Origin of the sequence: Chitinivorax sp. PXF-14 (assembly GCF_040812015.1) — a bacterium.
Lineage (GTDB): Bacteria > Pseudomonadota > Gammaproteobacteria > Burkholderiales > SCOH01 > JBFNXJ01.
Window position 1 is genome coordinate 1 of the sequence record NZ_JBFNXJ010000021.1, and the last position, 23,947, is coordinate 23,947.

Annotated in this window: 16 protein-coding genes; 9 read left to right on the top strand and 7 right to left on the bottom strand. The window is 65.5% G+C overall.

Going from position 1 to position 23,947, the window contains the following annotated elements; genetic code table 11:
• Positions 1 to 653, top strand: a 653-nt coding sequence (locus ABWL39_RS19100; RefSeq protein ID WP_367795190.1) for a hypothetical protein, incomplete at its 5' end; no start/stop codon positions are given.
• 80 nt (positions 654 to 733) lie between these two features.
• Here the strand turns inward: ABWL39_RS19100 and pelG are convergent.
• The 7 genes from pelG to ABWL39_RS19135 all read right to left on the bottom strand — a co-directional run bounded on the left by pelG (position 734) and on the right by ABWL39_RS19135 (position 13,278).
• Positions 734 to 2,110 (bottom strand): exopolysaccharide Pel transporter PelG, encoded by a 1,377-nt coding sequence (gene pelG / locus ABWL39_RS19105; RefSeq protein ID WP_367795193.1) that lies wholly within the window; start codon positions 2,108 to 2,110, stop codon positions 734 to 736.
• Between the two features lie 261 nt (positions 2,111 to 2,371).
• On the bottom strand, positions 2,372 to 3,943 hold the full coding sequence (gene pelF / locus ABWL39_RS19110) for a GT4 family glycosyltransferase PelF (protein ID WP_367795196.1): 1,572 nt from the start codon (positions 3,941 to 3,943) through the stop codon (positions 2,372 to 2,374).
• The gene (locus ABWL39_RS19115) at positions 3,940 to 4,950 is read right to left on the bottom strand and encodes a lipopolysaccharide N-acetylglucosaminyl transferase (RefSeq protein WP_367795198.1); all 1,011 of its coding nucleotides are present in this window, start codon (positions 4,948 to 4,950) and stop codon (positions 3,940 to 3,942) included. The genes pelF and ABWL39_RS19115 overlap by 4 nt, the downstream gene beginning before the upstream one ends.
• 1 nt (position 4,951) lies before the next feature.
• Positions 4,952 to 6,295, bottom strand: a complete 1,344-nt coding sequence (locus ABWL39_RS19120; protein WP_367795201.1) for a PelD GGDEF domain-containing protein — start codon at positions 6,293 to 6,295, stop codon at positions 4,952 to 4,954.
• On the bottom strand, positions 6,295 to 6,825 hold the full coding sequence (locus tag ABWL39_RS19125; RefSeq protein ID WP_367795204.1) for a penicillin-binding protein activator LpoB: 531 nt from the start codon (positions 6,823 to 6,825) through the stop codon (positions 6,295 to 6,297). Before ABWL39_RS19125 ends, ABWL39_RS19120 begins: the two co-directional genes overlap by 1 nt.
• A gap of 44 nt (positions 6,826 to 6,869) precedes the next feature.
• Positions 6,870 to 10,580: a tetratricopeptide repeat protein gene (locus ABWL39_RS19130; protein ID WP_367795207.1), complete on the bottom strand. Its 3,711-nt coding sequence runs from the start codon at positions 10,578 to 10,580 to the stop codon at positions 6,870 to 6,872.
• Complete coding sequence (locus tag ABWL39_RS19135) at positions 10,543 to 13,278, bottom strand: bifunctional glycoside hydrolase 114/ polysaccharide deacetylase family protein (RefSeq protein WP_367795210.1); 2,736 nt, start codon at positions 13,276 to 13,278, stop codon at positions 10,543 to 10,545. Before ABWL39_RS19135 ends, ABWL39_RS19130 begins: the two co-directional genes overlap by 38 nt.
• Positions 13,279 to 13,497: 219 nt before the next feature.
• On the opposite strand from ABWL39_RS19135, the gene ABWL39_RS19140 reads away from it, so the two are divergent.
• The 8 genes from ABWL39_RS19140 (at position 13,498) to ABWL39_RS19175 (ending at position 23,880) form a co-directional block, all read left to right on the top strand.
• Positions 13,498 to 14,490 carry a hypothetical protein gene (locus ABWL39_RS19140; protein ID WP_367795213.1) on the top strand — a complete coding sequence of 331 codons (993 nt, stop codon included), beginning with the start codon at positions 13,498 to 13,500 and terminating at the stop codon, positions 14,488 to 14,490.
• Positions 14,491 to 14,613: 123 nt separating this feature from the next.
• Positions 14,614 to 15,828 (top strand): MFS transporter, encoded by a 1,215-nt coding sequence (locus tag ABWL39_RS19145; RefSeq protein WP_367795216.1) that lies wholly within the window; start codon positions 14,614 to 14,616, stop codon positions 15,826 to 15,828.
• 139 nt (positions 15,829 to 15,967) lie between these two features.
• Positions 15,968 to 16,444: a hypothetical protein gene (locus ABWL39_RS19150; protein ID WP_367795219.1), complete on the top strand. Its 477-nt coding sequence runs from the start codon at positions 15,968 to 15,970 to the stop codon at positions 16,442 to 16,444.
• Between the two features lie 684 nt (positions 16,445 to 17,128).
• On the top strand, positions 17,129 to 18,343 hold the full coding sequence (locus ABWL39_RS19155) for a methyl-accepting chemotaxis protein (protein WP_367795221.1): 1,215 nt from the start codon (positions 17,129 to 17,131) through the stop codon (positions 18,341 to 18,343).
• 33 nt (positions 18,344 to 18,376) lie between these two features.
• Positions 18,377 to 18,742, top strand: a complete 366-nt coding sequence (locus tag ABWL39_RS19160) for a response regulator (protein WP_367795225.1) — start codon at positions 18,377 to 18,379, stop codon at positions 18,740 to 18,742.
• A 15-nt stretch (positions 18,743 to 18,757) separates the two neighbouring features.
• The gene (locus tag ABWL39_RS19165) at positions 18,758 to 20,968 is read left to right on the top strand and encodes a chemotaxis protein CheW (RefSeq protein ID WP_367795228.1); all 2,211 of its coding nucleotides are present in this window, start codon (positions 18,758 to 18,760) and stop codon (positions 20,966 to 20,968) included.
• A 48-nt stretch (positions 20,969 to 21,016) separates the two neighbouring features.
• Positions 21,017 to 21,514 (top strand): chemotaxis protein CheW, encoded by a 498-nt coding sequence (locus ABWL39_RS19170; protein ID WP_367795231.1) that lies wholly within the window; start codon positions 21,017 to 21,019, stop codon positions 21,512 to 21,514.
• A gap of 20 nt (positions 21,515 to 21,534) precedes the next feature.
• Positions 21,535 to 23,880: a methyl-accepting chemotaxis protein gene (locus tag ABWL39_RS19175; protein ID WP_367795234.1), complete on the top strand. Its 2,346-nt coding sequence runs from the start codon at positions 21,535 to 21,537 to the stop codon at positions 23,878 to 23,880.
• The last annotated feature ends 67 nt before the right edge of the window (positions 23,881 to 23,947 follow it).

Genomic DNA, 23,947 nt, shown 5'->3' on the forward strand with positions numbered 1-23,947 from the left:
GTATGGTTGGTTATCTTGCTGACGTACTACAAGAAGACCCGGAGTTCGCGGACGAATTCGTTGATCGTTTGAAGGTGCTGGAGGATTGTTTGGCCCGCCATGGAGTAGTTGGCTACTCCGAACCAGCCGAATTACTAGAAGACGCTTGGTTCTCTTGCCAAATGTTCGGCTATTCCGGCCTCCATCATCTTCGGCGTCTTGCTGCGCACGTCGCCTTCAACGAGCCGATTTACGAACCTTCACGGGAGTTGCCTGCTCAAGATCCGATCGTTGATTGCTATTACGCGGCGGTCGGTAATGGAGATATCAGTGACTTGCCATTTCAACACTTGATGCTGCACGGACACTCGGAAGGCTTCTACGTCCCCGTTGATTCCCCTCGGGTAATTGATCCAGGCGAACTATTCGAGGTCGTGGGTGGCGGAATTGGCTCTGCTATTCGTTTGCTTGCCGAGTGCAAAGCGTTGGCCGCCATACTGGAGCTACCTGAATCAACAGACCCAGAAGCAAGAGAGGTCTGGGACGCTGCCGACGCTCCGGGTGTTGGGCCAGCAAGGTGGCAACGCTTTGGTATTGAATCATTTAGCTGCATCAAACTCATTTGGGCGTGCAAAAGGGCAGTTGATACAGGAGCAGCTGTGGTCTTCTGTTGAACATACGCCTGGTTCTAACCCGGCGTCGAGGGGGTACGTTAAGCGACCGAACTCTTGTTAACTTCCGGGCCGCACGTCTCTCACCCCCGCTGCAACATGAAGGTCTCGTATTCGAGCGTTTGCAGCTTGCGGTCGAGGAAGGCCATGCCGGTCAGCACCGTGATCAGCACAGCGAGGGCGAAGCCGTAGCCGTAGTAGGCCGGGCCCCAGTGTAGCGAGAGGGCGGTGAGGCCGATGTTGAGCAGCACGAAGATACCGGTCAGCAGCAGCACGATGCGGCGCTTGTCGAGGTAGAAGAACACGTTGAGCAGGCCGAGCAGTACGACCTGCGTGCTGGCCGACACCACGTCGATATACAGCAGCGACTGGTAGAGTTGCGAGGCGCCGAGCAGCCGCAGCAGGGCGGGTGCGGCGACGAAGGTGACGAGTACGGCGATGGTCTGGATCTTGACGATCTCGAAGATGCCCTGGCGGATGGTGTGCACCATCTCGTCGCGCAGCTGTTCGATCTGCTCCAGGCTGCCGCCCTCGCGCACGGCGTCGTAGAACTTGTCGTAGTATTCGACGAAATCGGTCTCCATGCGCACGAGGAACACCGCCATGCCGGGGATGATCGACAGGTAGGCGAGGAAGATCGGCAGGTCGTAGATCAGTGAGGCGTTGAGTGGGCCGATGATCTGCTGACCGGCGCCGGCGGTGTACCAGAACATGTACTTGTCGATCCACACCCCGAAGTTGTACAGGAAGCCCACACCCATCAGGCTCAGGTACATGCGGCCCGGCTTGATGAAGTCGAACTCGATGAAGCGGTTGGACGGGTAGGTGCGCAGCGTGAACACCATCATCCCCGTCAGCAGCACGAACTGGCCCAGCACGAAGCCCAGCAGCAGGCCTTCGAGCCCGAACTGGCGCAGCACCACGGCGGCCAGCACCGAGATCGAGTAGCCGACGAGGAACAGCCAGAGGATCTGCTTGTACTGCTTCATGCCCGACAGAAAGATCGTCGCGATCCAGATCATGCTGAGGATGATGAAGCCCGACAGCATCAGCAGCCGGTACACCACGCCCAGCCCGTCGAACAGGAAGACCGCGGCGGCCAGCCCGATCGCCCCGGCCGCGACCATCACCGCGAACAGCGCGCCGATGAAGTTGGGCAGCACCGTATCGTCGCGCTTCTCGAACAGCCGGTCGGAGATGTAGCGGGTGAACGCCAGTTGCAGGATGCCGGTCAGGATCAGGCTGGCGGCGATCATGTGGGTGACCGATACCTGGAACTGGGTGATCAGGAAGGTCGGCACCACGATGGCGAGGCTCAGGAAGCCGATCGCCTGCACGCCGAGTATGGACAGGATCCACGGCCCTGCGCCGATGATACCGGCGTAGGTGTAGGCCTGGATCAGCCCGAAATAGCTTTCCTTCTTGAGCAGCTTGCGGATTTCAAAACCAATGCCGGCCATGGGATAAGGGTAGGTGGCGAACGGCCTGAATGATACTCGGCTTTGCCCGGCGCGGCACGGGTCAGACTAGACCGCAGCGCGCCGGCCGCCTTGGGTTGTGGCGATGGTGCTGGGCGCACGCAGCCCGGCTTGCTGCCGGGGAGGTGGGCTTTCCTGGCGGTCGCCCGCTTTCTGGCGGCCTGCCGGGCAGCGCCCGTGGCTGTTCGCAGCGCAGGTACCGCACGCTGCCGGGCCCCGCCAGCGACGGCGCGTGAACCGTGCTCAGCCCCGCCGTGGACATTGCCCGGCAGCACCGGGCAGGGACGGTACCGGCAGGCTCAGCGCGCGCTCGTAGACGCTGCGATACTGGCCGAACATCATGTCCTGCGTGTAATAGCGCTCGACACGCTCGATCGCCGCCTGCGACGCCGCCTGCCAGGCTGCCGGGTCGAGCAGCAACTCGATTGCCGCGTTGGCCAGCGCGAGCGGGTCGGCAATGCCGACGATGCGGCCGGAGGCGCCGATCGCGCGGTCGGCGTCGTCGAAACCGTAGACCAGCTGGCGGCACGAGCCGACATCGGTGCTGATGGTGGGCACGCCGGCGGCATAGCCTTCGAGTATCACCAGTGGCAGCGCCTCGGAGATCGAGCTCAGCACCATCAGGCCGATCTTCGGCAGCAGGTCTGGGATTTTCTGGAAGCCCAGGAACTTGACGTTCTTCTCCAGGCCGAGCGAGATCACGAGGTTCTTGCATTCCTCGGCATACTCGGGCGATTCGTCCTCCGGCCCGGCAATCCAGCCCTCGGCCTGCGGGATGCGGTTGACCACGGTGCGCATCGCGCGGATGAAGGTCTTGATGTCCTTGATCGGCACCACGCGGCCGATCAGGCACAGGATGGGCGGGGTCTCGGCCGGGCGCTGTTGCCGCAGCGGCGAGAGCGCCTTCAGGTTGATGCCGTTGGGGATGTTGCGCGTGCGTGCGGGCTCGGCGCCATCCTGGATCTGCCGCTGCCGGTTGGCCTCGTACAGCGCGATGATGTCGTCCGCCGCGTCGTAGCACAGCTTGCCGAAGGACTCGAACAGCCGCATCCACAGCTGGCGGAAGTAGCTGATCTCGGTCGGGTCTTTCTGGAACACGTTGCGGTTGTCGGTGATCCATTCGCTCTGGAACAGGTCGATCTTGCGTTCCTTGGTGTAGATGCCGTGCTCGGACAGGATCAGCGGACGCCCACGCCGGCGCTTCAGCAGCGCACCAAGGAAGCCGGCGTAGCCGGTCGAGATGGTGTGGAAGGCGCGCACCTCGGGCAACGACTCGGCGATCTGCGCCATGGTCCAGATCGGCTGGTGCATGGCGCGGATGGTCCAGAAGAAATCGACGAAGCTCGGGTCGATCGAGTGTTCGCGGTACTTGGTCTTGATGAAATCCCACGACGCCTCGCTGAACAGGAAGGTGTCGCGGTCGAGCTTGCCGCCGGGCAGCAGCTCGCGGCTCAGGCGCTCGAAGGCGTTGGCGCCGTCCGGGGAGGCGTGCGGCGCGCGAAAGTATTCGTGCATCGCCTCGACGTCGCCAAAGGTTGCCGGGTCGCCGCGCTGGCGGCGGATCAGCGGGATGTCGATCTGGGTGTGGATGTAGTGGGTTTCGAGATGCACCACATTGGGCGGCAGCTCGTACTTGGGCTGGCCATAGTCCTCGGGCCGGCTGCCGATGAAGATCAGCGCGAAGGTGTAGTCGGGAAAGGCGCGGATGATCTGGTTCACCCAGCTCGATACGCCGCCGGAGACGAAGGGGAAGGTGCCTTCGAGCAGCATGGCGATGTCGGCCGATGCCGCCTTGGGGTAGGGCGCGTGGGTCATGTGCCAGCCTGCTTGTTGATGCGCCAGAAACGCGTGAGCGTCAGGGTCTTGTCCGAATTGTCAAAGGTGGACATCTCCGACAGCAGCCGCTTCACCTCGGCGAAGTCGCGCTGGGTGTAGGCGATCTCGGCCAGGTAGGGGAGTAGCCGCGTGCGTGGAAAGCCAAGGTCGATGGCATTGCGGAACGCGAACACCGCCGCCTGCACCTGGCCCAGCGCGGTGATCAGCTTGCCCTGCAGCACCCACATGCCGGCGTCGCCGGGCACGAGTTCGAGCGCCATCACGGTGTAATCCATCGATTGTTCGAGCGCGTGCTTGCGCACGTCGCCCTGCACCAGGCCCTGGTAGATCAGCTCCCAGTAGAGCTCGGCCAGGTGGCGCACGGCGGCATGGCGCTGAGCCTCGGTCTGCTCGCCGGCGATCGCCGCGAGTTCGAGCGTGATCTTCTGGTTGATGGCCTTCTCGCGCTGATCGAGCATGCCGTAGGCGACGAGCCGGATGTCGTCCGACGGGTCGGACAGCATCTCGCGCAGCAGCGGGCTGGCGTCGCGGCTCGGCATCTGCTGGATCGCCATCAGCGCCTTCATGCGTGATTCGAGGCTGGCGCCGGTATCCTGCAGCCGTGCGCGCAGGCCGCCCTGGCCGTAGCTGACCTTCACGTTGCCGCTCAGGTTGTTGTACTCGGGCACGCTGATGTTGCGAAACGGCGTGTTTAGCCGCAGTCGTGGCAGGTAGGAGGCCACCAGCACGCCGACGAACAGCCCGATCAGCCCCATGAACGGGATGAAGAAGCTGAACGCGAACAGGAAGGCCAGCGCCCAGCGGCGTGGCCGCTGGTAGTGGGACGGCATCAATATCCACACGAACAGCGCGAGGCAGGCGCTGGCTGCCGCGTGCAGACTCAGGAAGGCAAGCAGCAACAGCCCCGGCGGCTGATCGCTGAACAGCACGGCGAGCGCGCCGGATTCCAGCATCACCGCGGTCGAGGCGAACTTGAGGTTGATCATGTCAGAGCCCCAGGCTGTTGCGGCAGCGCGCGACCAGATCCTGCACCAAGAGCGGCGCGGAGCCAATGCCTACGCTGGTGCTGTAGGGGCGGATGCGGCAATCGTGGAAGTTGCCGCCGAACTGGTCCTGCAGCGAATGCTCGATGCGCGCGAGATAGCCCTCGGCTGCCGTCTGGCCGGACAGCGGCATGAGCGTGAGCATGATGCGCGTGCCGGCCTCCTCGATCTCCCAGGTGAGGTCGAGGCCGCGCTGCATGCGCTTGACCATCATGTACATGTCCTGCTGCTTCGGGTGCGGGCTGAACGCCAGCGCCACGATGTAACTCGCCACGCCGGTATCGCGCTCGATGCGCCCGAGCTTGAGCACTTCCTCGGCGAACATCGGCGGGCAATCGGGCAGCACCTCGCGGATTGGCATGGCGGCCTCGGCGGCGATCATGTGATCGACGTAGTAGGCGAGCAGCACGGCCAACGTCTGCAGCGTTTCGTCGTTGAGCGCGAAGAAGGGCATCTTCTCGACGACCAGCACGCCCAGTGTCTGGCCAAAGCTGTTGTGAATCGGCGCCACCACGAGGTAGCGGCTCGCATGCGCGCCGTCGATCTCGTCGATTTCGGCCACATGGCTCATCGCATTGGTGCTTAGCGCGTGGCGCAGCAGCGGGTCGTCGGCGGCGAGCTCGCCGATCGAGCCGACGCTGGCGACCGCTGCCGGCTCGACCTGGCGGCGCTTCACGCGGTAGATCGCGGCGGCCTCCATCTGGCAGAACTGGGTGAGGAAGTCGAGAAACGGCTGCGCCCCGAGCAGCTCGCCCGGCACATGTTCGAGCGACAGGATGAAGTCGCGCAGGCGGATCAGCGCGTCGCGCAGCGTCGCCGGCTTGCTGATCAGGTTCTGTTCGAGCCGGTCATGCGACAGCCTGAGCAGGTAGAGGCGATAGGTGATCTCTTCCAACCGGTGATCGAGATAGCCATTGAGCTCCTCGATGCGCCGGAGCTTGGTGCGCCACAGGCCGGCATACTCGCCGCAGAGCATGGTCACGAGCAGGCCGCCGAGGAAGAACAGGCGCGGGAAATCGGTCTCTGCCGTGTAGCCGAGCCGTAGCGCGACGAGCCACGCCAGCAGCAGGATGAAGGCGGAGCCGACGCCCGGCAGGGTGCCGTAGCGCAGCGACAGCAACACCGGCGAGAGCCACAGCCAGGGAAAGCCGGCCTGGGTCAGCAGCGGGTCGTGCGCATCGACGGTAAAGCCGGCCAGCAGCGCGAGCAAGGTGAGGCCGATGGCTTCGGCCCAGATCCAGGCCGGGCGCGGCTTGGGCAGAATGATTCTGAGCAGCTGCGATTTCACTACAGGCCGGCACCGTTGATCAGTGTTTGCAACAGCTTCTGCGCCACGCCGGACAGCGATTCACGGCTCCAGCCAGTCTTGCCGCCGCTGCCGCTCCAGACGACCTGGCCCGAGGGCAGGTCGATCACCTGCAGCGTCATGCCCACGGCCGGCTCGCCATCCACGCCGACCTTGTAGCGCCATTCCGACACGCTGCCGGTGACGGCGTAGCGCGCACCCTGGTCGCCGGCCCATTTGCGGGCGTCGTCGAGCACCTTGCGCTCGGCGGCGTCGAGCAGCGTTTCCGTCTTCAGTTGCGAGGGGTAGTGCACGAGTGCCGAAACGCCGGCCGATTGCAGCAGCGACTCGGTGATGGCCTCGGCGCGCAGCCCGGCCTGTGGCGTCTCGGTGTGGTTGAGAATGGGCAGCAGCACCCATTTGGCGGACTTGTCGAGCGGGGCGGCGGGACGGGCGGTCTGCACCGTCGAGCAGCCAGCCAGCGCCCCTGCGAGCAGCAGGGCGCCAAGTAGCGTGGGGCGGAGTCGATTCATGGTGGTCCTTGGTGTCACGTGATTGCGTATTCTTGTTGCGGCGGTCAATAGGCCAGCCAGTAGTGCAGTCCCAGCGCGCCGCTGTCGGCGGTCGGCCCGCTGCCGCCATGGCTGTTGCGTGCGAAGACGGCGAGATGGTCGTGCCCGAGCACGCTGCCGGCCATGCCGAGCAGCCAGTTGTAGCCTCGGCCGGCCTGCGGGCTGTGGTTCAGCCCGATGTCGGCGATGGGCCGCCAGCCCCGAGTATAGTCGTTCAGGTAAGCCTGGCCGAAGCCGATGTTGAGGCCGACGGCGCTGCTGTCGTCGGGCAGCAGCCGTGGCGTGTCGGTCTCCGGGTCGGCCGGCGCGGCGTCGAACTGCTGCGTATAGCGGTTGTGGTAGCCCGATAGCCGTATGCTGACGTCGGGATACTCGGTGCGCAGCCGGTGGCCGATCTCCCAGTTCAGTTGCTGCCCGCGGCCCAGCCCCGGGCCGCTCTGCAGGCGGTAGCGGTGCCAGCCCAGGCCGATGCTCGCGTAATCGAGCCGGTTGGGGCTCAGGCGCAGCGTGGCTTCGGCGCTGTCTCGCATGGCGAGCAGCTGCATCAGGTCGCTGTCGCTGGCCTGCTGGCGGCGGCCCAGGCTCAGGCCGAGGCTGAGCTCGCGCGATAAGGTCTGCTGGCGTTCGAGCCTGAGCGAGGTGTAGCTGTCGAGATTCTGCTCTCGCGCCAGGCTCAGCACGGTCTGGCCGTGCGCATCGGTCAGTGTGAGGTCGAGCTTGGCCTGACGCTCGCGCGACGGGAACTGCCGGCTGAGATCGGGCAGACGCCCATCGGCCGCCGACAGATCCTGGCGCAGGCTGTCGCCGCGTGTGGACTGGCTGGCCTCGCCAAGTTCGAGGCTGAGCCTGAGCGCTGGCGTGACGTTCGTTTCGTAACGCATCTCGACCGAGTGCTGCACCAGCCCCGATTGCCGCCTGTTTTCGTAGCCCAGGCCCACACGCGGCGCGGCCTGCAGTGCCAGCTCGTCGAGCTGCTGCTGGGCCTGGTCGTCGCGCTCGTTGCTGGACATCGTGTCGAAGGCCAGTGCTTGCGCCTCGCCCAGGCGGCCTAGCTGGCGTAGCGCCTCGATATGGTCGCGAACCGGCAAGGCCTCTGCGCGTGCCGCCAGCAGCCGGTCGAGCGCTGGCAGATCCTGCGCCTGCAGCGCGAGTGACAGCGCCGCCCAGTCGGGTTGTGCAAGATGCGTCGCATAGCGCTTCCAGAGCCAGCCCCGGGCGGCTTCCTCGCTGTCGGTGGAGAGCTGCCAGGACAGCACCAGTTCATTGGCCTGGGCGGCTACCGCGTCGTCGCCGCGCGCCCAGTCCTGGCGCAACAGCTGCCGCAGCAGCGGCGCGACTGTGTCGGCCGGGGCAAACTGCAGCGCCAGCCTTGCCTGGGCGAGCATGGCCTGGGGCTGGTCCGGCGGCTGCGGCTGGCGCAGCGCTGCCCACGCGTGGCGGCGGATGCGCCAGGCGATGTCGGGCTGCTGCGCCTGTTCGAGCGCATCGGCATAGCCCATGAGCCAGAGATAGTCGCTGGCGTGTCGGGCCAGCCCGCGGCGGAAGTAGGGCAGCGCCTGTTCGGGCTGGTTCAGCGCCAGGTAGCCGCTCGCATAGACGTCCCAGTACTGCGGCGCGCCCTCGGCGACCGCCCGCCATTGCTGCAGCGCCTGCGCCAGGTCTTGCTGCGCGTGCTGGTCGATCAGCAGCCACAAGAGGTTGATGCGCGCGCCGTTGTCGCCGGGGGCGGTGGCCACCGCCTGGCGGGCATCCTGCACGGCAGGTTCGGCTTGGCCCAGTTGCAGGTGGTATTGCGAGCGCAACAGCCAGAAATTGACCTCGCTGCCGAGCCGCCGCAGGTCGTCTGCGGTCAGTGTGTCGAGCACGGGCTTCAGTCTGATCCAGGCGGCCTGCCGGCTGCGCAGCGCCATCAACGACAGCAGAAAGCGCGGCTCGCGGTATTGCTGCCAGCCTTGTTCTGCGACTTGTGCGGCCTCGTCGGGTGCGCTGTCCTGCAGCAGCAGATAGAGCCGTTCGAGCTCCACGGGCTGCTGTTTGCCCTGGCGCAGCAGGGTGCGGTAGGCCGAGATGCCGGTGCGGTCCTGCTGCGCCTGCCAGGCGAGCTCGCCGAGGGTATGCCAGTAATCGATGTCTTCGTCGCGCGCGCGGGTTTGCGCCGAGCGCAAGGTCTCGTAAGCCTGCTGTACATCGCCACGCAGGTATTGCAGCGTCGCCAGCTTCAGTGCGTACTGCGGCGCAGGGCCGTAGTCGCGGATCAGGGTCTGCAGCGTCGTGCCGGCGGCGGGCTCGTCGCCGGCGCGCTGGTACATTTCGCCAGCCAGCTCCAGCAACAGCGGCTGGGGTTGGCGCTGGTACTGCTGCACGAGATAGGCCGCGCCTTCACGTGGCTCGGCGATCTTTTCGTACAGCGCGGCGAGGTCGCGCCACTGGGCATCGCTGAGCCGCTCGGTGGCCGCGCGGTGCTTCTGCGCGAGCAGCAGCGCGCGGTTGTCGTTGAGGCCCGGCGCCAGGCGCAGCAGTGCCTGCCAGGCCTCCTGGCTGCCGCCGCGCTCGGCGATCACCGTCCAGTGCTCGATCGCCAGTTCGGGATGGCCCGACCATTCGAGCGCCTGGGCCAGACGCTTGCGCCAGTTCAGGTCTCCCGGCAACAGTTGCACGGCGCGCTGCGCCACCGCGACCGCATCGTCGAGCTTGCGGCTGGCGACGAACACCTCGTAGCCGAGCCGGTAGGCCTCTTCGTCGAACGCGCGTTGCGGCGACCGGCCCGGCTCGTAGTCGACGGTCAGCCAGCGCAGCCCGCCCTCCAGCTGCGCCAGCTCATGCGCCGGCAGCTGCTCGCGCAGCCAGCTCATCTGCAGCAGCCGACGTGCGAATTGGGCCGCCAGGTCGAGCTGGTTGGCCGAGCGCGCGAGTGCGATCAGGTATTTGAGCGTGTCGGGGTCGTCGCCGAGCGCGCCGAGGTCCTTCTGCGCGATCGCCAGGGCCGCGTCGAGCTGGTTGCCGGACTGCAGCGTGCGCAGCCCGGCTAGGAAGTAGTGCCGCTGCAGCGGCAGGCTGCGCACTTGCGCGCGCGCGGCGAAATAGCGCCGTGCCGCGCCGTCGTAGTCGCCATTGGCCAGCGCCACGCGGGCGCCGGCTTCAAGCCAGTTGAGCTGGCGGGCGCTGTCCGTGCGGGCGAGCTGGTCGTAGAGCTGGCCGGCCAGCGCCGGCTGTCCGATGGCCTCGGCCTGCCGGGCCAGCCATACCAGGCTGTCGACCGAGCCGCCGCCGGCCGGACTGTTGCCGGCCGCGACCGAGAGCGTCTGCAGCAGCTGCGCGCGGCGCGGGTCGTCCGGCTTGAGCTCCTGGTATTCGAGCATCAGCGTGCGGTAGTACAGCGCATCGCGCTCGGTGCGCAACTTGCCGTCGTCACCGGCGTCGACCGAACGCAGCGCGACCCGCGCGTTGCCCCAGTCGCCGCTGGCCAGGTACTGCCGCACCAGCGCGAGCTGCAGCGCGTTGTCGCTCGGATTGAACTTGACCAGGTTGGCCAGGTATTCGAGCGATACGCGGTCGCCGGGCCGGGTCTGCTGCACCTGCGACATCAGCCACTTCTGCGGGAAGAACAGCAGCAGCGTCAGGCTGACCATGACGGCGAACAGCAGCATGCTCCACCAGGGGAACAGGCGCTCGCGCGGCTTAGGCTGGACAGCGGAGTTCGAGCGTGTCGACAGCATGGGTGGTCAGTTTGAATTGAGAGATATTGCCGGCAGTGCGCGCGGGCTGGAGTGGCTTGCCGTCGGCGCTGATGCGGCAGCCGGCCACGTTGCCGAGCGCGAATTGCAGCGGCAGGTGGCCTTGCAGGGTGGCCTTGACGTTGCTGCCGTCACGCTCGAAGCGTGTCAGGCGGCCGTTGGCCTCGCTCAGATAGGGCTGCGTCGGTGGCGTGGCGCTGAGTTTGAGCAGGGCGGAGTCGCCGCTCAGGTGGAGGTAGAGCGCTTCGCCCTCGCGCTTGAAGCCGGCGATGCCGCGGCTCGCGACCAGGTCGGGAAAGCCGGCCGACGCCGGCAGGCGCAGCTCGCGGAGCGAGGGCCCGCTGCGGATCGCCAGCCCGTCTTCGGTCTGGGCGACGCTGGCGCGGTCGAAATCCTGCACCTTGCCGATGTACTCGGAGGCGTAGATGTTCATCACTGGCTGTGCCAGCGCCCATTCGTAGACCTTCTGCAGCGCCTTGAGCGACGCGCCCTTACTGGCGGCATAGGTGTGGTAGTAGATGTCGATCGGCTTGAAGCGGATCGGCTTGTCGGTCAGTTCGAAGGTCTCGATCACGCGCTCGTAGCCGTAGAACGGTCCGGTCCACAGCCCGGTGTAGACGTTCTCGTTCTGGTTCGGCGCGAATACCTGGAAGTAGGGGCCTTTCCACACGCCGAGGCCCTCGATCGCCGACCACGACTTGCGGCTGCGTGTGATGATGGTGTCGCCGCCGTTGAGGGTGAGCACGTCGTGTTGCGCGGCCACCTGCAGCGCTTCGCGGGTCGGGTTGCAATCGCCGCTCCAGAACAGCAGGTGGGCTGGCTTGTCCTTGGGCGCGAGGCGGGTGTTGATGTAGTCGAGCGAGCCTGCGATCTCGCGCTCGAGGTCGAACTCGTAGCCCTTGAGCGGCAGGCTGTTGCCCTCGCCGATTTCCGCCTCGCCCGATTCGAGCTTGCTCCATTTGAACGGATGCGACCAGGTGTGGCTGGCCGGCTCGACATGGGGCAGGGCGAAGATGGCCCGCGCGATGTTCTCGAGTGCCGGCGACTCGGCGGGATAGAGCCCCCAGGGCGCCAACTCGCCTTCTATGATCGACACGCTGGAGGGCACGCGGTATTTCTCCAGCAGCTGTTTGAGCATGACCTCGCCCGCATACGGGTAGCCGGGCATCTCGGCCTTGCTCGGAAAGCCGTCGCCGTCGACATGCACCATCATCAGGCGGCGGCCATTCTCGGTCGTCACATCGGGCGCCGGCAGCAGCGGCAGACGCAGCGCCTCGCGGTAGAAGTCGAGCGGATTGACGATCCAGCGCGACTGGCTGGCCGCCGGGAGCTCGGTGACGGCGAAGGGCGCAAGCGCGAAGCCGCCCCAGTCGGTCAACGCGACGGCATCGACCAGCGCGCCCCTGGCGTTGAGCTGCAGCAGGCGTTTGCCCGCGCCGCTGAGGCGCACTGGATAGAGCAGGTCGCGGTTTGGCGTGGGCGGGAACTCGAAGCCGATGCCGGGCGCCTGGTAGGCGAGCTGGATCGGGCCGGTGCTGTCCGGCGTGGCGACGCTTTCCAGGCCGAATGGCGCGAGCAGCTGGTCGTCGGGATCGAAACCGAAGTGATTGAGCACCGCCACGCGCATGCCCTGGCTGATCTGCCGGGCGAGCCAGCGCGGCAGCTCGGTGTTGGTCGGGCCGCTGGTCCACACCACGATGCCGGCGTAGCGCCCGGCCAGCGGGTAGGCCGGCAGCGGCTCGTAGACATTGGCGTAGTCGACGGCGTAGCCCAGGTGGTGCAGCGGCATGGTGGCATTGCGCACCGCCTCGTGCAGGCGCAGGCCGACGCTGCCACGGCGGTCGTAAAGCATCAGGATGCGGCGCGGCTGCACCTCGATCGCGCCGACGCCGACGAGGTCGAGCGCCGGGTTGCTGACCCAGGGGATGAAGCCGTCGGCCTTGATGCGGTTTGCCGTCTGCCGCGCCAGCCCGCGCTGCGCCGGATCGACATAGTCGATCGCCAACACCGGCAGCTTGTAGGTGTCGCGCGCCGTCTTGAGCTGTGCCGCCAGCCAGTCGCGGTCCGCCTGCGGTACCTCGCGATAGCGCTGGCCCGGCTGGTCCCAGCCTTGGTAAAGCGACTCGGCTGCGACGACGTCGATCAGCGGCGCGATCTCGGGCAATAGCTCGAAGCCACGGTTGGCAATCAGCCGCGCCTCGGGAAAGCGCTGCTTGAGCAGCTGAACGACGCGTACCAGCCCGCGCCGCTGAGCCGCTCGGGCGGCATCGTCGTGGCTCGTGAGCTGGTAGGAATCGAGCGTATCGAGAAAGAAGCCTCGAAAGCCGCGCGCCCACAGCGGCGCCGCCACCTCGTTGACGAAGAAGGCGGGCCAGTCGGGCTGGCTCTGGTCGATGATGTCGGCCTGCCAGGCCTGGTTGCGGCCCACTATCCACGCCGGCGGCAGGCGTTTTGCATAGTCGCGCCCCGGATGCACCTCGCCCACGCTTACATAGGCGAGCCAGTGCGTACGCTCGCCGGCAGGCAGCTGCTCGACGTGGCCCGGTTCCAGCACCACGTCGTCGAACGCGCGCAGCGCCTCGTACGGCGGTTGCTGGCCGTAATACAGGGCGATACTGGGCGTGGCCCCGGCAGCCAGCGCAAACAGGCTGGCAAGCAGGCAGACGACGAAACGAAGCATGGATGACGGGTGGGGTAGATCAGGAATGCAGTAATTTTAGCATATGCCAACTTGCTCAGAGGCTGAGATGCAGCACCGGCGCCGCTTGGGCCGAGTGCCATCGCCATCCGACGATCCAAAAGGGGGGAGGGCGGGCGAGGTGTTGCAGGCCTGGACATGGCTTGGCCGGAACTTCCCGGCCGACGCATTGCCTGCAGTGGGCACGGGCGTTTTGTGCACATGTCCGTATTGATTGACGGTATGATCGCCGCCATCTTTGCCGCCGGAGCGGTGCCGCGATGGCGCGCGATGCCGGCCATTCCCCATCCATCTTCATCCACGGTACCAATCTTTCCGATGCTGTTGACGATACGCCCCGACGACCGGCGCTTCGGTATCGCGCTGGCCCTGGCGCTGGGCCTGCACCTGGCCGTGCTGGCGCTGCATGTTGCGTCGCCGTCGGCTAGCCGGCGCCGTGCCGGGGAGGGGCCCTTGCAGGTGACGATGGCGCCTTCCCGGCCAGCGGTGCCCGTCGCCAAGGTGGTAGAGCGGGCGCCGCAAACGCACAGCGAACAGAGCAAGCGCCTGCTGACAGCCCCCGCCGCAAAGGCCCGCGAACCCCGCAAAACCTTCTCTGTGCCGGGCCGTGCCGAGACGGCGCCTACCGCCAGCACACCTATCGTGGCGACCCCGGCGCAGGATGCGGAAATGGGCGAGTTCCTCGACGAGCTGGCGGCGAAGGCCAAGCCAGCCACCGGCAGCGAGCTGGCATATCGTGCCCTGGCGGCGGCTCGGGCCGCGCCCACCGTGGAGGATGACCCGGCCGAGCTGCGCGAGCTGGCGTCGCAAAACCGCAGGCTGCAGCAGGTCGACCGCTTCAGCCTGGAGATGTATTTCGATGCGCTTTATCAGAAGCTCAACCGCACCGCGGCCATGGTCAAGCGCGGCAATGCCGGGATGGGGCGGCGTGCGGCGGCCGTGAGCGTGACGCTGAACCAGGACGGCACCTTGAAGAGCTTCCGCGTGCTGTGGTCGGCCGATCAGCAGGCCGAGATCGCCTACGTCAACGCGCTGTTCGAGCGGGCCGCGCCGTTCTCGCCCTTCCCGCCGGACATGCGCCGCGCGACCCAGGGCCTGATCCTGCGCGTGTGCATCCTGCCTGGCCGGGATGGCGGCGCGGAGGGTGCCATGTTTACCCCGATGGCGCCCGGCAGCGCGTGCGGCGGCGGTTGAGCCGCGCCTGGGCTGGTTTCCAGTGCTCGCCCGTTGACGTGGCTTGGGCGCCTCACGCAACCTTGCGGCGGGAGTGGGATATGATGCTGGACGACGCCAATCATCCCGTTCCCGAGGCCGCCCATGCCCGATCCCGTCATCCCGCGTGACGCATCGAAGCCGAAGTTCGGCATCCATCCCGATGTGCTCAAACTGGGGTCTGTCAGCTTCCTGACGGACCTGAGCTCCGAAATGATCTTTTCGGTGTTCGCGGTGTTCTTCACCGCGGTCGCCGGGGCATCCGCAGCGCTGCTCGGGGTGGTCGAGGGCCTCGCCGACCTGTCGGCCTCGTCGTTGAACTACCTGGCCGGCTGGCTATCGGATCGCAGCGGCAGGCGCAAGGCGTTTACCCTGGCCGGCTATGGCTTTTCCACGCTGGCCAAGGTCATCCTGCTGCTGTCGAGCACGGTGGCGGGGCTCGGCGCCTTCCGTGTGATCGAGCGGCTGGGCAAGGGGTTCCGCGGGCCGCCACGCGATGCCTGGCTGGCGTCGGTCGCCGACAAGAGCTCGCGCGGCTACGCGTTCGGCGTGCACAAGGCGCTCGACAAGTCCGGCGCGGTGCTTGGCCCGCTGGTGGCTTATGGCCTGCTGTCGTGGCTGGGCGAGGGGATGTCGACCTACCGCGTGCTGTTCGTGGTGGCGCTGGTACCGGCGGTGCTGGCGGTCGTGGTGCTGGGGTTGGTCGAGGATAAACCCGGTGTGCCTCATCAACGCGAGAGCATGTTTGAAACCTGGCATACCCTCAGCCCGGCCTTCAAACGCTACCTGATCGTTGCCGCGCTGTTCTCGCTGGCCTATTTCAGTTTCAGCTTCCTGCTGTTGCGCGCCCACAGCGTCGGCTTTTCGGTGAAGGACATCGTGTTGCTCTACGCGCTGTTCAATATCGCCTGTGTCGTCGCCGCGCCGCTGATCGGCCGCCTGGGCGACAGGCTGGGCCGCCCGCGCATGATCGTACTGGGCTACCTGATCTACCTGCTGATGTGCCTGGGCTTCGCATTTGCCTCGACGCAGTGGCAGGTGGTGGTGCTGTTCGTCGTCTTCGGCGTGTTCTATGCCATCGACGAGGCGCAGAGCAAGGCCTTCATCGCCGATCTCGAGCTGGAGCGGCGCGGCTCGGCGGTCGGGCTCTACAACTTTGTCACCGGTGTCGTCTACCTGCCGGCATCGCTGATTGCCGGGGCGTTGTGGCTGCTCCATCCTGCGGGAGCCTTCCTGTTCGCGGCCTCGCTGTCCCTGGCCGCGCTGGTGGCGTTTTTCCGGCTGCGGCTGGGGGATGGTGCTGTGCGGCAAGACGCTTAGCCATGGCCCAATGCGCGGCGAGACGTTTGGCAACGCAGGCGATATAGTTAAAAGTGGATTGGGCATCCCGCTGAGCAGGTCGGGGCGACAGGCGGCCACGATGCTAACGGTGACGGTTGCTCGAGACAGGAGTCACGCCATGAATGTACCGAGACTGGTTGCCGGCCTGTTGCTTGCCAGTCCGATGGCCATGGCGGCCGATGTGGGGATATCGATCTCGATCGGCCAGCCTGGCTTCTACGGCCGCATCGACATCGGTGATTTCCCGCCACCCCTGATCGTTTATGAGCGCCCGATCATCATCGAGCGCGGGCCGCGCTATATAGAACGCGAGCCGATTTACCTGCGTGTACCGCTCGGCCACGCCAGGCATTGGTCCAAGTACTGCTACCGCTACCACGCCTGCGATCGGCAGGTCTATTTCGTCCGCGACGACTGGTATCTGAACGACTACGCCCCGCGCTACCGCGAACGCTACGGCGACGATCACGCCCGCCACGACCATGGCCGCGACGGCCGGCGCGATGACGACGAGCGCGGCAGTCGCGGTGATCGCCACGACGACAGGCAAGGTGAGGGGCACGACCGATACCAGCACGGCCACGGCAAGGGCTGATGTGCCGGCTGCTGCATGGCGGGTGGTTTCGTCATGCAAGGACGGGGTCGGCCCGCGCGGTCAGCCGCAATGGTTCGAATCGTGCGTCGGCAGCCCACTGCCGCATGGTGGCAAGGAACCGGTCTCAGGGAGGGGCGTGTCGGCGGCGGATAGGCGGCGGCGGTGAGAGGCGACTCAACAAGCTTTACCGGTGGCCGGCCCGCTTCATGCTAGCTGCCGCTGGCCGATGCCCCTGTTGCATACCGTTGCCAAGCAGTGGGCGGCAGGGGCCGGTCAATGGAATACTACGCCCGGCTCTTTACATATGCTGTCCACATGACAGGCCTGCCGCGGAAAACCAGTGAAATACGGCTTGTCGCGGGCATGATGCGGATAATATAATTTTCTAATATTGTGATGGATGAGTAATCACGGCTTGTTGCGATGTGCCTGTGTTGGATCGGGCTTGGCTTTTCACCGTTGGTGGTAGCCTTATATTCCAAATGGCATGAATATTGCCAAAGCACCCATGGCTATGCCATGTCGCTGGCGGACGACAGGGTTTCGGCATACCTGTCACACATAAAAATATAATGATCCACGAACTTGTAAACGCAAGGCGCGTGGCCGATAGTAAATTTCCGCAATGACAGTAGAGCCTGATGTTGCAGAGGGGCTATCACCCTCAGTCTTGGAGATCGCAATTTGAAAATATCCACGCTTGCAGGCTTGATCGGTAGCTCGGTGATCGTGACCGAGGGATTATTCGCTTGGCTCGGCGGTGGGTGGGGAATGCTCGGTGCGACGCTGGTGCTGTGCCCTGCTGCATTCGTCGTGTCACAGCGCCTGACCGAGATGGCCGAACGCCGGCAGCGCGTCAACATGGATGGCGTGTCGCGGAGCAAGGCCGAGCTGTTTGCGCTGACCACCGATGCCATTTCTGAGACCACCCTCCTGTCCGCGGATACGGTCAGAGTCAGCGGCGACGAGCTGGGGCGGCTGTCCGGCATCATCGCCGACGCGGGTGATGGCCTGGTCAAGCTGTTCCGGGGTATGGAGGCCATCTCCCTGCGGCAGCTGGAGCTGGTGCAGGCCATGCTCGATGTGTCGGCCAGCATGCGTCAGCAGGGCGGGCTGGCGGACGAGGAGGGTGCCAAGCTTGGCTTCGCTCAGTTCGTCGATGAAGTCTCCGTCACGCTGCAGGCCTTTGTGCAGCAAACCACCCAGACCTCGAAGATGGCGATCGCCCTGGCCGACCAGATGGACGACATTTCGCATGGCGTCAGCTCGGTCGGCGGCATTCTGGGCGAAATCGAAGGCATCGCCAAACAAACCAATTTCCTTGCCCTCAATGCCGCCATCGAGGCTGCGCGTGCCGGTGAGGCCGGGCGTGGGTTCGTCGTGGTGTCGGACGAAGTGCGGAACCTGTCCTTGCGCACGGCGCAGTTCAGCCGCCAGATCCGCGATCACATGGGGCAGGTGCAGGATGCAGTAGCCCGCGCCGAAGGCTCGATGACGATGATCGCATCGTCCGACATGACGGTATCGCTGCGGTCGCAGCAGCGCGTGCTGGAAATGATGCAGGCGATGCAGGAAGTGAACGATCACAGCCGCGAGGTGACGCAGCAGGTCGGCGATTGTGCCAAGGAGTTCTCCGGGCTGGTGCACGAGGCGGTGACCAAGCTGCAATTCCAGGATATCTCGATGCAGCTGGTCAGTTTCATCGGCCGTTCCATCGACAGCGTGGAGCAGCCGCTGCGTACCCTGTCCGGCCTGCGCGGCCGCTCGCTCGACAATAGCACCACGCTGGCCCAGGAAGCGGTTCGCCAGGCCCAGCAGGGCGCGGTTCACCGCACTGAGGAGATTCGTAATCCGGTTTCGCAGTCCTCGATGGACGCCGGATCGATCGAGTTGTTCTAAATAAAAAATGACACAAGCTAGGATAGGCGATAGATGAGCAAGACCATACTGACCGTCGACGATTCCGCCTCCATCCGTCAGATGGTGGCGTTCACCCTCAAAGCTGCCGGCTACAGCGTGGCCGAGGCCGCGGACGGGGCCGAAGGCCTGAGCAAGGCACGCACGGCCCGCTACGACCTGGTGTTGACCGATCAGAATATGCCGAAGCTCGATGGCCTGTCGCTGATCAAGTCGCTGCGTGGCCTGCCTGAGTACCGCAACACGCCGATTCTCATGCTGACGACCGAGTCGAGCGATGCCATGAAGAGCGCCGGCCGTGCCGCCGGTGCGACCGGCTGGCTGGTCAAGCCATTCGACCCACAGAAATTGCTGGATGTGGTGAAGCGGGTGATCGGCTAAGGTCGGAGCGGCCCAATGAGCTTCGACCTGAGCCAGTTTCATCAAGTCTTCTTCGATGAGGCGGCAGAGCACCTGGACACGATGGAGCAGTTGCTGGTTGCCATCGATATCAATGATCCCACCGCCGACGAGCTCGATTCGATCTTCCGGGCGGCGCATTCGATCAAGGGGGGGGCTGCCACCTTCGGGTTTCACGACCTGACGGAAGTCACCCACCTGCTCGAAAACCACCTCGATCTGCTGCGCCAGGGCAAGGCCCCGCTGACAGTCCCGGTCGTGGACGTGTTCCTGCAGGCGGTCGACGGCTTGCGCCACATGCTGGCGGAACACCGGCGGGGCGGCACCAGCGACGAGGCACAGATCGCCGAGCTGTGCCTGCAGCTCAGTGCCTTGCGGCCCAGCGCACCTGCCAGGGCGGAGCCGGACACGTCGCCCGTCAGCGCCCGCCGTGAGGGCGAGCGCGTCTTCCGCGCGACGCTGGATAGCGTTGACGAAGTGGTCTTCCATATCCTGCGTGACGACTGGGCTACACGCGGCGAGTTGCTGCGTGCCGAATTGATACAGCGCCAGGCCACGATCGAAATCAGCACCGCCGTCGAACGCGCTGAACTCTACGAAACCCTGGAGTTGCTGCTGCCTCCCCGGTTCATCGGGCTGGAGGACATCACCCGCGATGTGGCGGGCCAGCCCGCCGTCGAAGAGGATGACGGTTTCGGCCTGTTCGTCGATAGCCCGGGCAGCCAGATCGACGCGTGGTCTGCTGGTGGGGCGGACCTGCTGGAAGAGGATGGCTTCGGGCTGTTTCTCGATGGGCCGGGTATTGCACAGGATGCGCAGGCCTGGGTCGAGGAGGACGGCTTCGGGCTGTTCGTCGAGCCGGCCGCCGCCGGGACGTTTCATGAGGAAGATGGCTTCGGGCTGTTCCACCCCCCCGTAGCTGCGGCGCCCGTGCCGGCTGTAGCGGCGACGGCAGCCCCGGCCGCCAGCGTGCCGGCCAAGCCAGCGGCGCAGCCTGGCGCGGCAGCAAGGCCGGGTAGCAAGGCGGGATCGGGCGATTCGTCGATACGGGTCAGCACCGAGAAGGTCGATCAGCTGATCGACCTGGTCGGCGAGCTGGTGATCACCCAGGCGATGCTCGCCCAGACGGCGGAGGACGAACAGACGGTGTCGGACCCGATGCAGGCGGCCCTGACCCAGCTGGAGCGCAATCTGCGCGACCTGCAGGAGGCGGTGATGTCGATCCGCATGCTGCCGATGAGCTCGGTCTTCAGCCGCTTTCCGCGCATGGTGCGCGACGTGGCCGGGCGCATGAACAAGGCGGTCGATCTCAAGCTGATCGGCGAGCACACAGAGCTCGACAAGGGCCTGATCGAACAGATCGCCGACCCGCTCACGCATCTCGTGCGCAACAGTATCGACCATGGCATCGAGACGCAGGAGCAGCGCCTTGCCTCGGGCAAGCCGGCAAAAGGCCAGATCACGCTGGAGGCGATGCACCAGGGCGGCAGCGTGGTGATCTCGGTCAGCGACGACGGCCAGGGCCTGCGCCGCGACAAGATACTGGAGAAGGCCCGCGAGCGGGGCCTGGCGGTCAGCGACGGCATGTCGGACAGCGACGTCTGGCAGCTCATCTTCGCGCCGGGCTTTTCCACCGCCGACCAGGTGACGGACATCTCCGGCCGGGGGGTCGGCATGGATGTGGTCAAGCGCAATGTCGACGACATGGGCGGGCGCATCGACGTCAGCTCGACACCGGGGTACGGCGCGCGCATGACGATACGATTGCCGCTGACGCTGGCCATCGTCGACGGCATGTCGGTCGCGGTCGGGGGCGATGTTTACATCCTGCCCATCAGCTTCATCGTCGAATCGCTGCAGCCACGCACGGAAGATATCTATTCGATCTCCGGCAAGGGGCTGGTGCTCAATGTGCGCAACGAGTACCTGCCGCTGGTGCCGCTGCATCGCATTCTTGGCCTGACGGCCGGGCCGGATCAGGCTGGCGAGCCGCTGACTGGAGAGTCCCTGGCCATCGTTGTCGAGGCCGACAGCGGCAAGGTGGCCTTGCAGGTCGACGCGCTGCTCGGGCAGCACCAGGTGGTCATCAAGAATCTCGAAACCAATTATCGCCGCGTGCCGGGCCTGTCCGGCGCAACCATACTCGGAGATGGCCGTGTGGCCATGATACTGGACGTGACGGCCCTGGTGAGGCTGACGCAGGAGTGACAAGCGTGCAGCAACACCCGTCCGGCACAACATGCAGGGGAACAACAAATGGAAACCAGTAACACGGCGATCGACAACGCCTCCGGCACGGAGGCCAGCCGCGAATACCTCACCTTCAGCCTGGGCAGTGAGGAATATGCCGTGGATATCCTCAAGGTGCAGGAAATCCGCGGCTACGACCGCGTCACCCATATCGCTAACAGCCCTGCCTTCATCAAGGGCGTGATCAATCTGCGCGGCGCCATCGTGCCGATCGTCGATCTGCGTATCAAGTTCGGCTTGTCCCGCGCGGAGTACGACGCCTTCACCGTGGTCATCATCCTCAACATATCGCGGCGCATCGTCGGTGTCGTCGTCGATACCGTTTCTGATGTCGTGCTGCTGGCGCAGGAGCAGATTCGCCCGGCGCCGGAGTTCGGTGCCATCCTCAACACACGGTACATCCGCGGGCTGGCGACACTCGACGACAGGATGATCATCGTCACCGATATCGAAACACTGATGACCAGCGAGGAAATGGGCCTGGTCGAGCAGTATGTCAACTGAGCAGTGATTAAGGGATTGCAATGCGAATCAACAGCCTGAAGACGCGCCTGATGCTGCTGGTCGGGGTGACCACGGCGATCATCGTCGCGATGGGCATCGTCAATGTACGTAGTGTCGGCTCGCTCGTGCGCAGCCAGAACGAGCTGGCCGGCAGCTTTACCGCGGTCAAGGCGCACATCCTGATGGACATGATCCATGACGGCATGCGTGCCGACGTGCTCGAAGCGGTGATCAATGTCCGCAGCGGGCATCCGGAGCGCCTGGCGGAAGTCCGCTCGGCGATGGACGAGCATCGTGCTGTGCTGCACGAGAATATTGCCGCGCTCGAACGCGTCGACTTGCCGCCAGCCTTGCGCGACAAGGTATTGCAGACCAAGGCTGCGTTTGCCGTGTACGAGGCAGAGGCGGTCGGCACCGTTGCCAAACTGGAGTCCGACCCGAAGGGCGTCGAGGCCAGCCTTGCCGAGTTCAACCGGCAGTTCAAGGCCATGGAGAAACAGCAGGATGAATTCACCCAGCAGCTGAGCGCATGGAAGGGGCGCATCAGCCAGCAGGCGGAAGAGACCGCCGTCAGCGAGCGCACCGAAACCACGATCCTGGTGGTGGCGGGTATCCTGATCGGCCTGGTTTCCGGTGGGCTGATCGCGCTGGGCATCAGCCGCGCCATCAGCGCCACCGTGGCCATGGTCAGCCGGATTCGCGACAGCCAGGACTATACCCGCCGTCTATCCGGCCTGAGCGGTGAGTTCGCGGTGCTGGCGGGCGCCTTCAACGGCATTCTCGACGACATCCAGGCCAAGCAGAACCAGCTCACCGAGCAGCGCGACGAGAACCTGCGCATCCGCCTCGCGTTGGACAAGGTGTCGGCGAACGTGCGCATTGCGGACGACAATGGCCTCGTCATCTACGCCAACGAGGCGCTGAAGCACACGCTGTTCCGTATCGAATCGGCGATTCAGAAGCGGCAGCCCGCGTTCCGCGCCAGCGGTTTCGTCGGCATGAATATCGGCCTGCTCTACGACAACCCGGCGCAGGCCGTCGAAAGCCTCAAGCAGCTGACGACGCAGCGTGAAGCGATGCTGGAGATCGGCGAACGCCAGTTCCAGATCATCACCACGCCAGTCATCACCCAGGGCGGCACGCGCATGGGCTCGATCAGCGAGTGGCGTGACCTGACCGACCAGCTGCGCAGCCAGGAAGAGCTGACACGGGTGGTGCAGGCCGTGGTCAACGGCGACATCGGCCAGCGGGTCGACCTGACCGGCAAGGAGGGCTTCTACCTGCAGACAGCCGAAGGCCTGAACAGCATGCTCGACGCGATCACCGGCCTGCTTGGCGAATTGGGCCGCACGTTGAGTGCGCTTGCTGCGGGCGACCTGACGCAGACCATGAATACCCAGTGCCAGGGCGATCTGGCGGTGATCCAGCATGATGCCAACGAGTGTATCGAGCACCTGCGGGAGATCGTGACGCAGATCAAATCGTCGGCGGATACGATCAACACCGCGGCAGGCGAGATTGCTGCCGGCAACTCCGACCTGTCGGGCCGGACCGAGGAACAGGCCTCGAGCCTGGAGCAGACGGCCGCCAGCATGGAACAGCTGACCGGCACGGTGAAACAGAATGCCGACAACGCCCGTCAGGCGAGCCAGCTGGCCAGCAGCGCCTCCGACATCGCGCAGCGCGGCGGCGAGATGGTGGCCCGCGTCGTCACCACCATGTCGAGCATCTCCGACAGCTCGAAGAAGATCGCCGACATCATCGGCGTGATCGACGGCATCGCCTTCCAGACCAACATCCTGGCGCTGAACGCCGCGGTGGAAGCGGCACGCGCCGGCGAGCAGGGGCGCGGCTTCGCGGTGGTGGCAAGCGAAGTGCGCAGCCTGGCGCAGCGCAGCGCCGCAGCGGCGAAGGAAATCAAGGAACTGATCCAGGACTCGGTGTCGCGCGTCAACGACGGCCACGAACTGGTGGTGGAAGCGGGGGGCACGATGACCGACATCGTCGGCGCGGTGCAGCGGGTACGCGACATCATCAACGAGATTGCACACGCATCGAGTGAACAAAGCGACGGCATCGACCAGGTCGGCCGCGCGATCACGCAGATGGACGAAGTGACGCAGCAGAACGCCGCACTGGTGGAACAGGCCGCGGCGAGCGCGGAAAGTCTCGAAGACCAGGCCCGCAGCCTGGTCGGGGCGGTCGCCATGTTCAAGCTGGGCGAAGAGGGCACGTTGCCGCTGCTGCAGCCGCCGGCCAAGCAGGGCCGGGCGCGGGCGGTGGCCAAGGCGTCGCCTGCGAAGGCGCCGGCGCGCCTGCCAAAGCGTGTTGCCTCGTCCGACGACGGGGATTGGGAAGAGTTCTGATTGTTCAAACGGCCCCGTAAGACCCGCCAGGTGGCGGGCCCTACAGGGTGACTTCAAGCAGGTTAAT

What these genes read in the sequence shown, in the direction of transcription:
- pelG (WP_367795193.1), bottom strand. Translation starts at nt 2,110, where the DNA reads ATGGCCGGCATTGGTTTTGAAATCCGCAAGCTGCTCAAGAAGGAAAGC.
- pelF (WP_367795196.1), bottom strand. Translation starts at nt 3,943, where the DNA reads ATGACCCACGCGCCCTACCCCAAGGCGGCATCGGCCGACATCGCCATG.
- ABWL39_RS19115 (WP_367795198.1), bottom strand. Translation starts at nt 4,950, where the DNA reads ATGATCAACCTCAAGTTCGCCTCGACCGCGGTGATGCTGGAATCCGGC.
- ABWL39_RS19125 (WP_367795204.1), bottom strand. Translation starts at nt 6,825, where the DNA reads ATGAATCGACTCCGCCCCACGCTACTTGGCGCCCTGCTGCTCGCAGGG.
- ABWL39_RS19130 (WP_367795207.1), bottom strand. Translation starts at nt 10,580, where the DNA reads ATGCTGTCGACACGCTCGAACTCCGCTGTCCAGCCTAAGCCGCGCGAG.
- ABWL39_RS19135 (WP_367795210.1), bottom strand. Translation starts at nt 13,278, where the DNA reads ATGCTTCGTTTCGTCGTCTGCCTGCTTGCCAGCCTGTTTGCGCTGGCT.
- ABWL39_RS19140 (WP_367795213.1), top strand. Translation starts at nt 13,498, where the DNA reads ATGTCCGTATTGATTGACGGTATGATCGCCGCCATCTTTGCCGCCGGA.
- ABWL39_RS19145 (WP_367795216.1), top strand. Translation starts at nt 14,614, where the DNA reads ATGCCCGATCCCGTCATCCCGCGTGACGCATCGAAGCCGAAGTTCGGC.
- ABWL39_RS19150 (WP_367795219.1), top strand. Translation starts at nt 15,968, where the DNA reads ATGAATGTACCGAGACTGGTTGCCGGCCTGTTGCTTGCCAGTCCGATG.
- ABWL39_RS19160 (WP_367795225.1), top strand. Translation starts at nt 18,377, where the DNA reads ATGAGCAAGACCATACTGACCGTCGACGATTCCGCCTCCATCCGTCAG.
- ABWL39_RS19165 (WP_367795228.1), top strand. Translation starts at nt 18,758, where the DNA reads ATGAGCTTCGACCTGAGCCAGTTTCATCAAGTCTTCTTCGATGAGGCG.
- ABWL39_RS19170 (WP_367795231.1), top strand. Translation starts at nt 21,017, where the DNA reads ATGGAAACCAGTAACACGGCGATCGACAACGCCTCCGGCACGGAGGCC.
- ABWL39_RS19175 (WP_367795234.1), top strand. Translation starts at nt 21,535, where the DNA reads ATGCGAATCAACAGCCTGAAGACGCGCCTGATGCTGCTGGTCGGGGTG.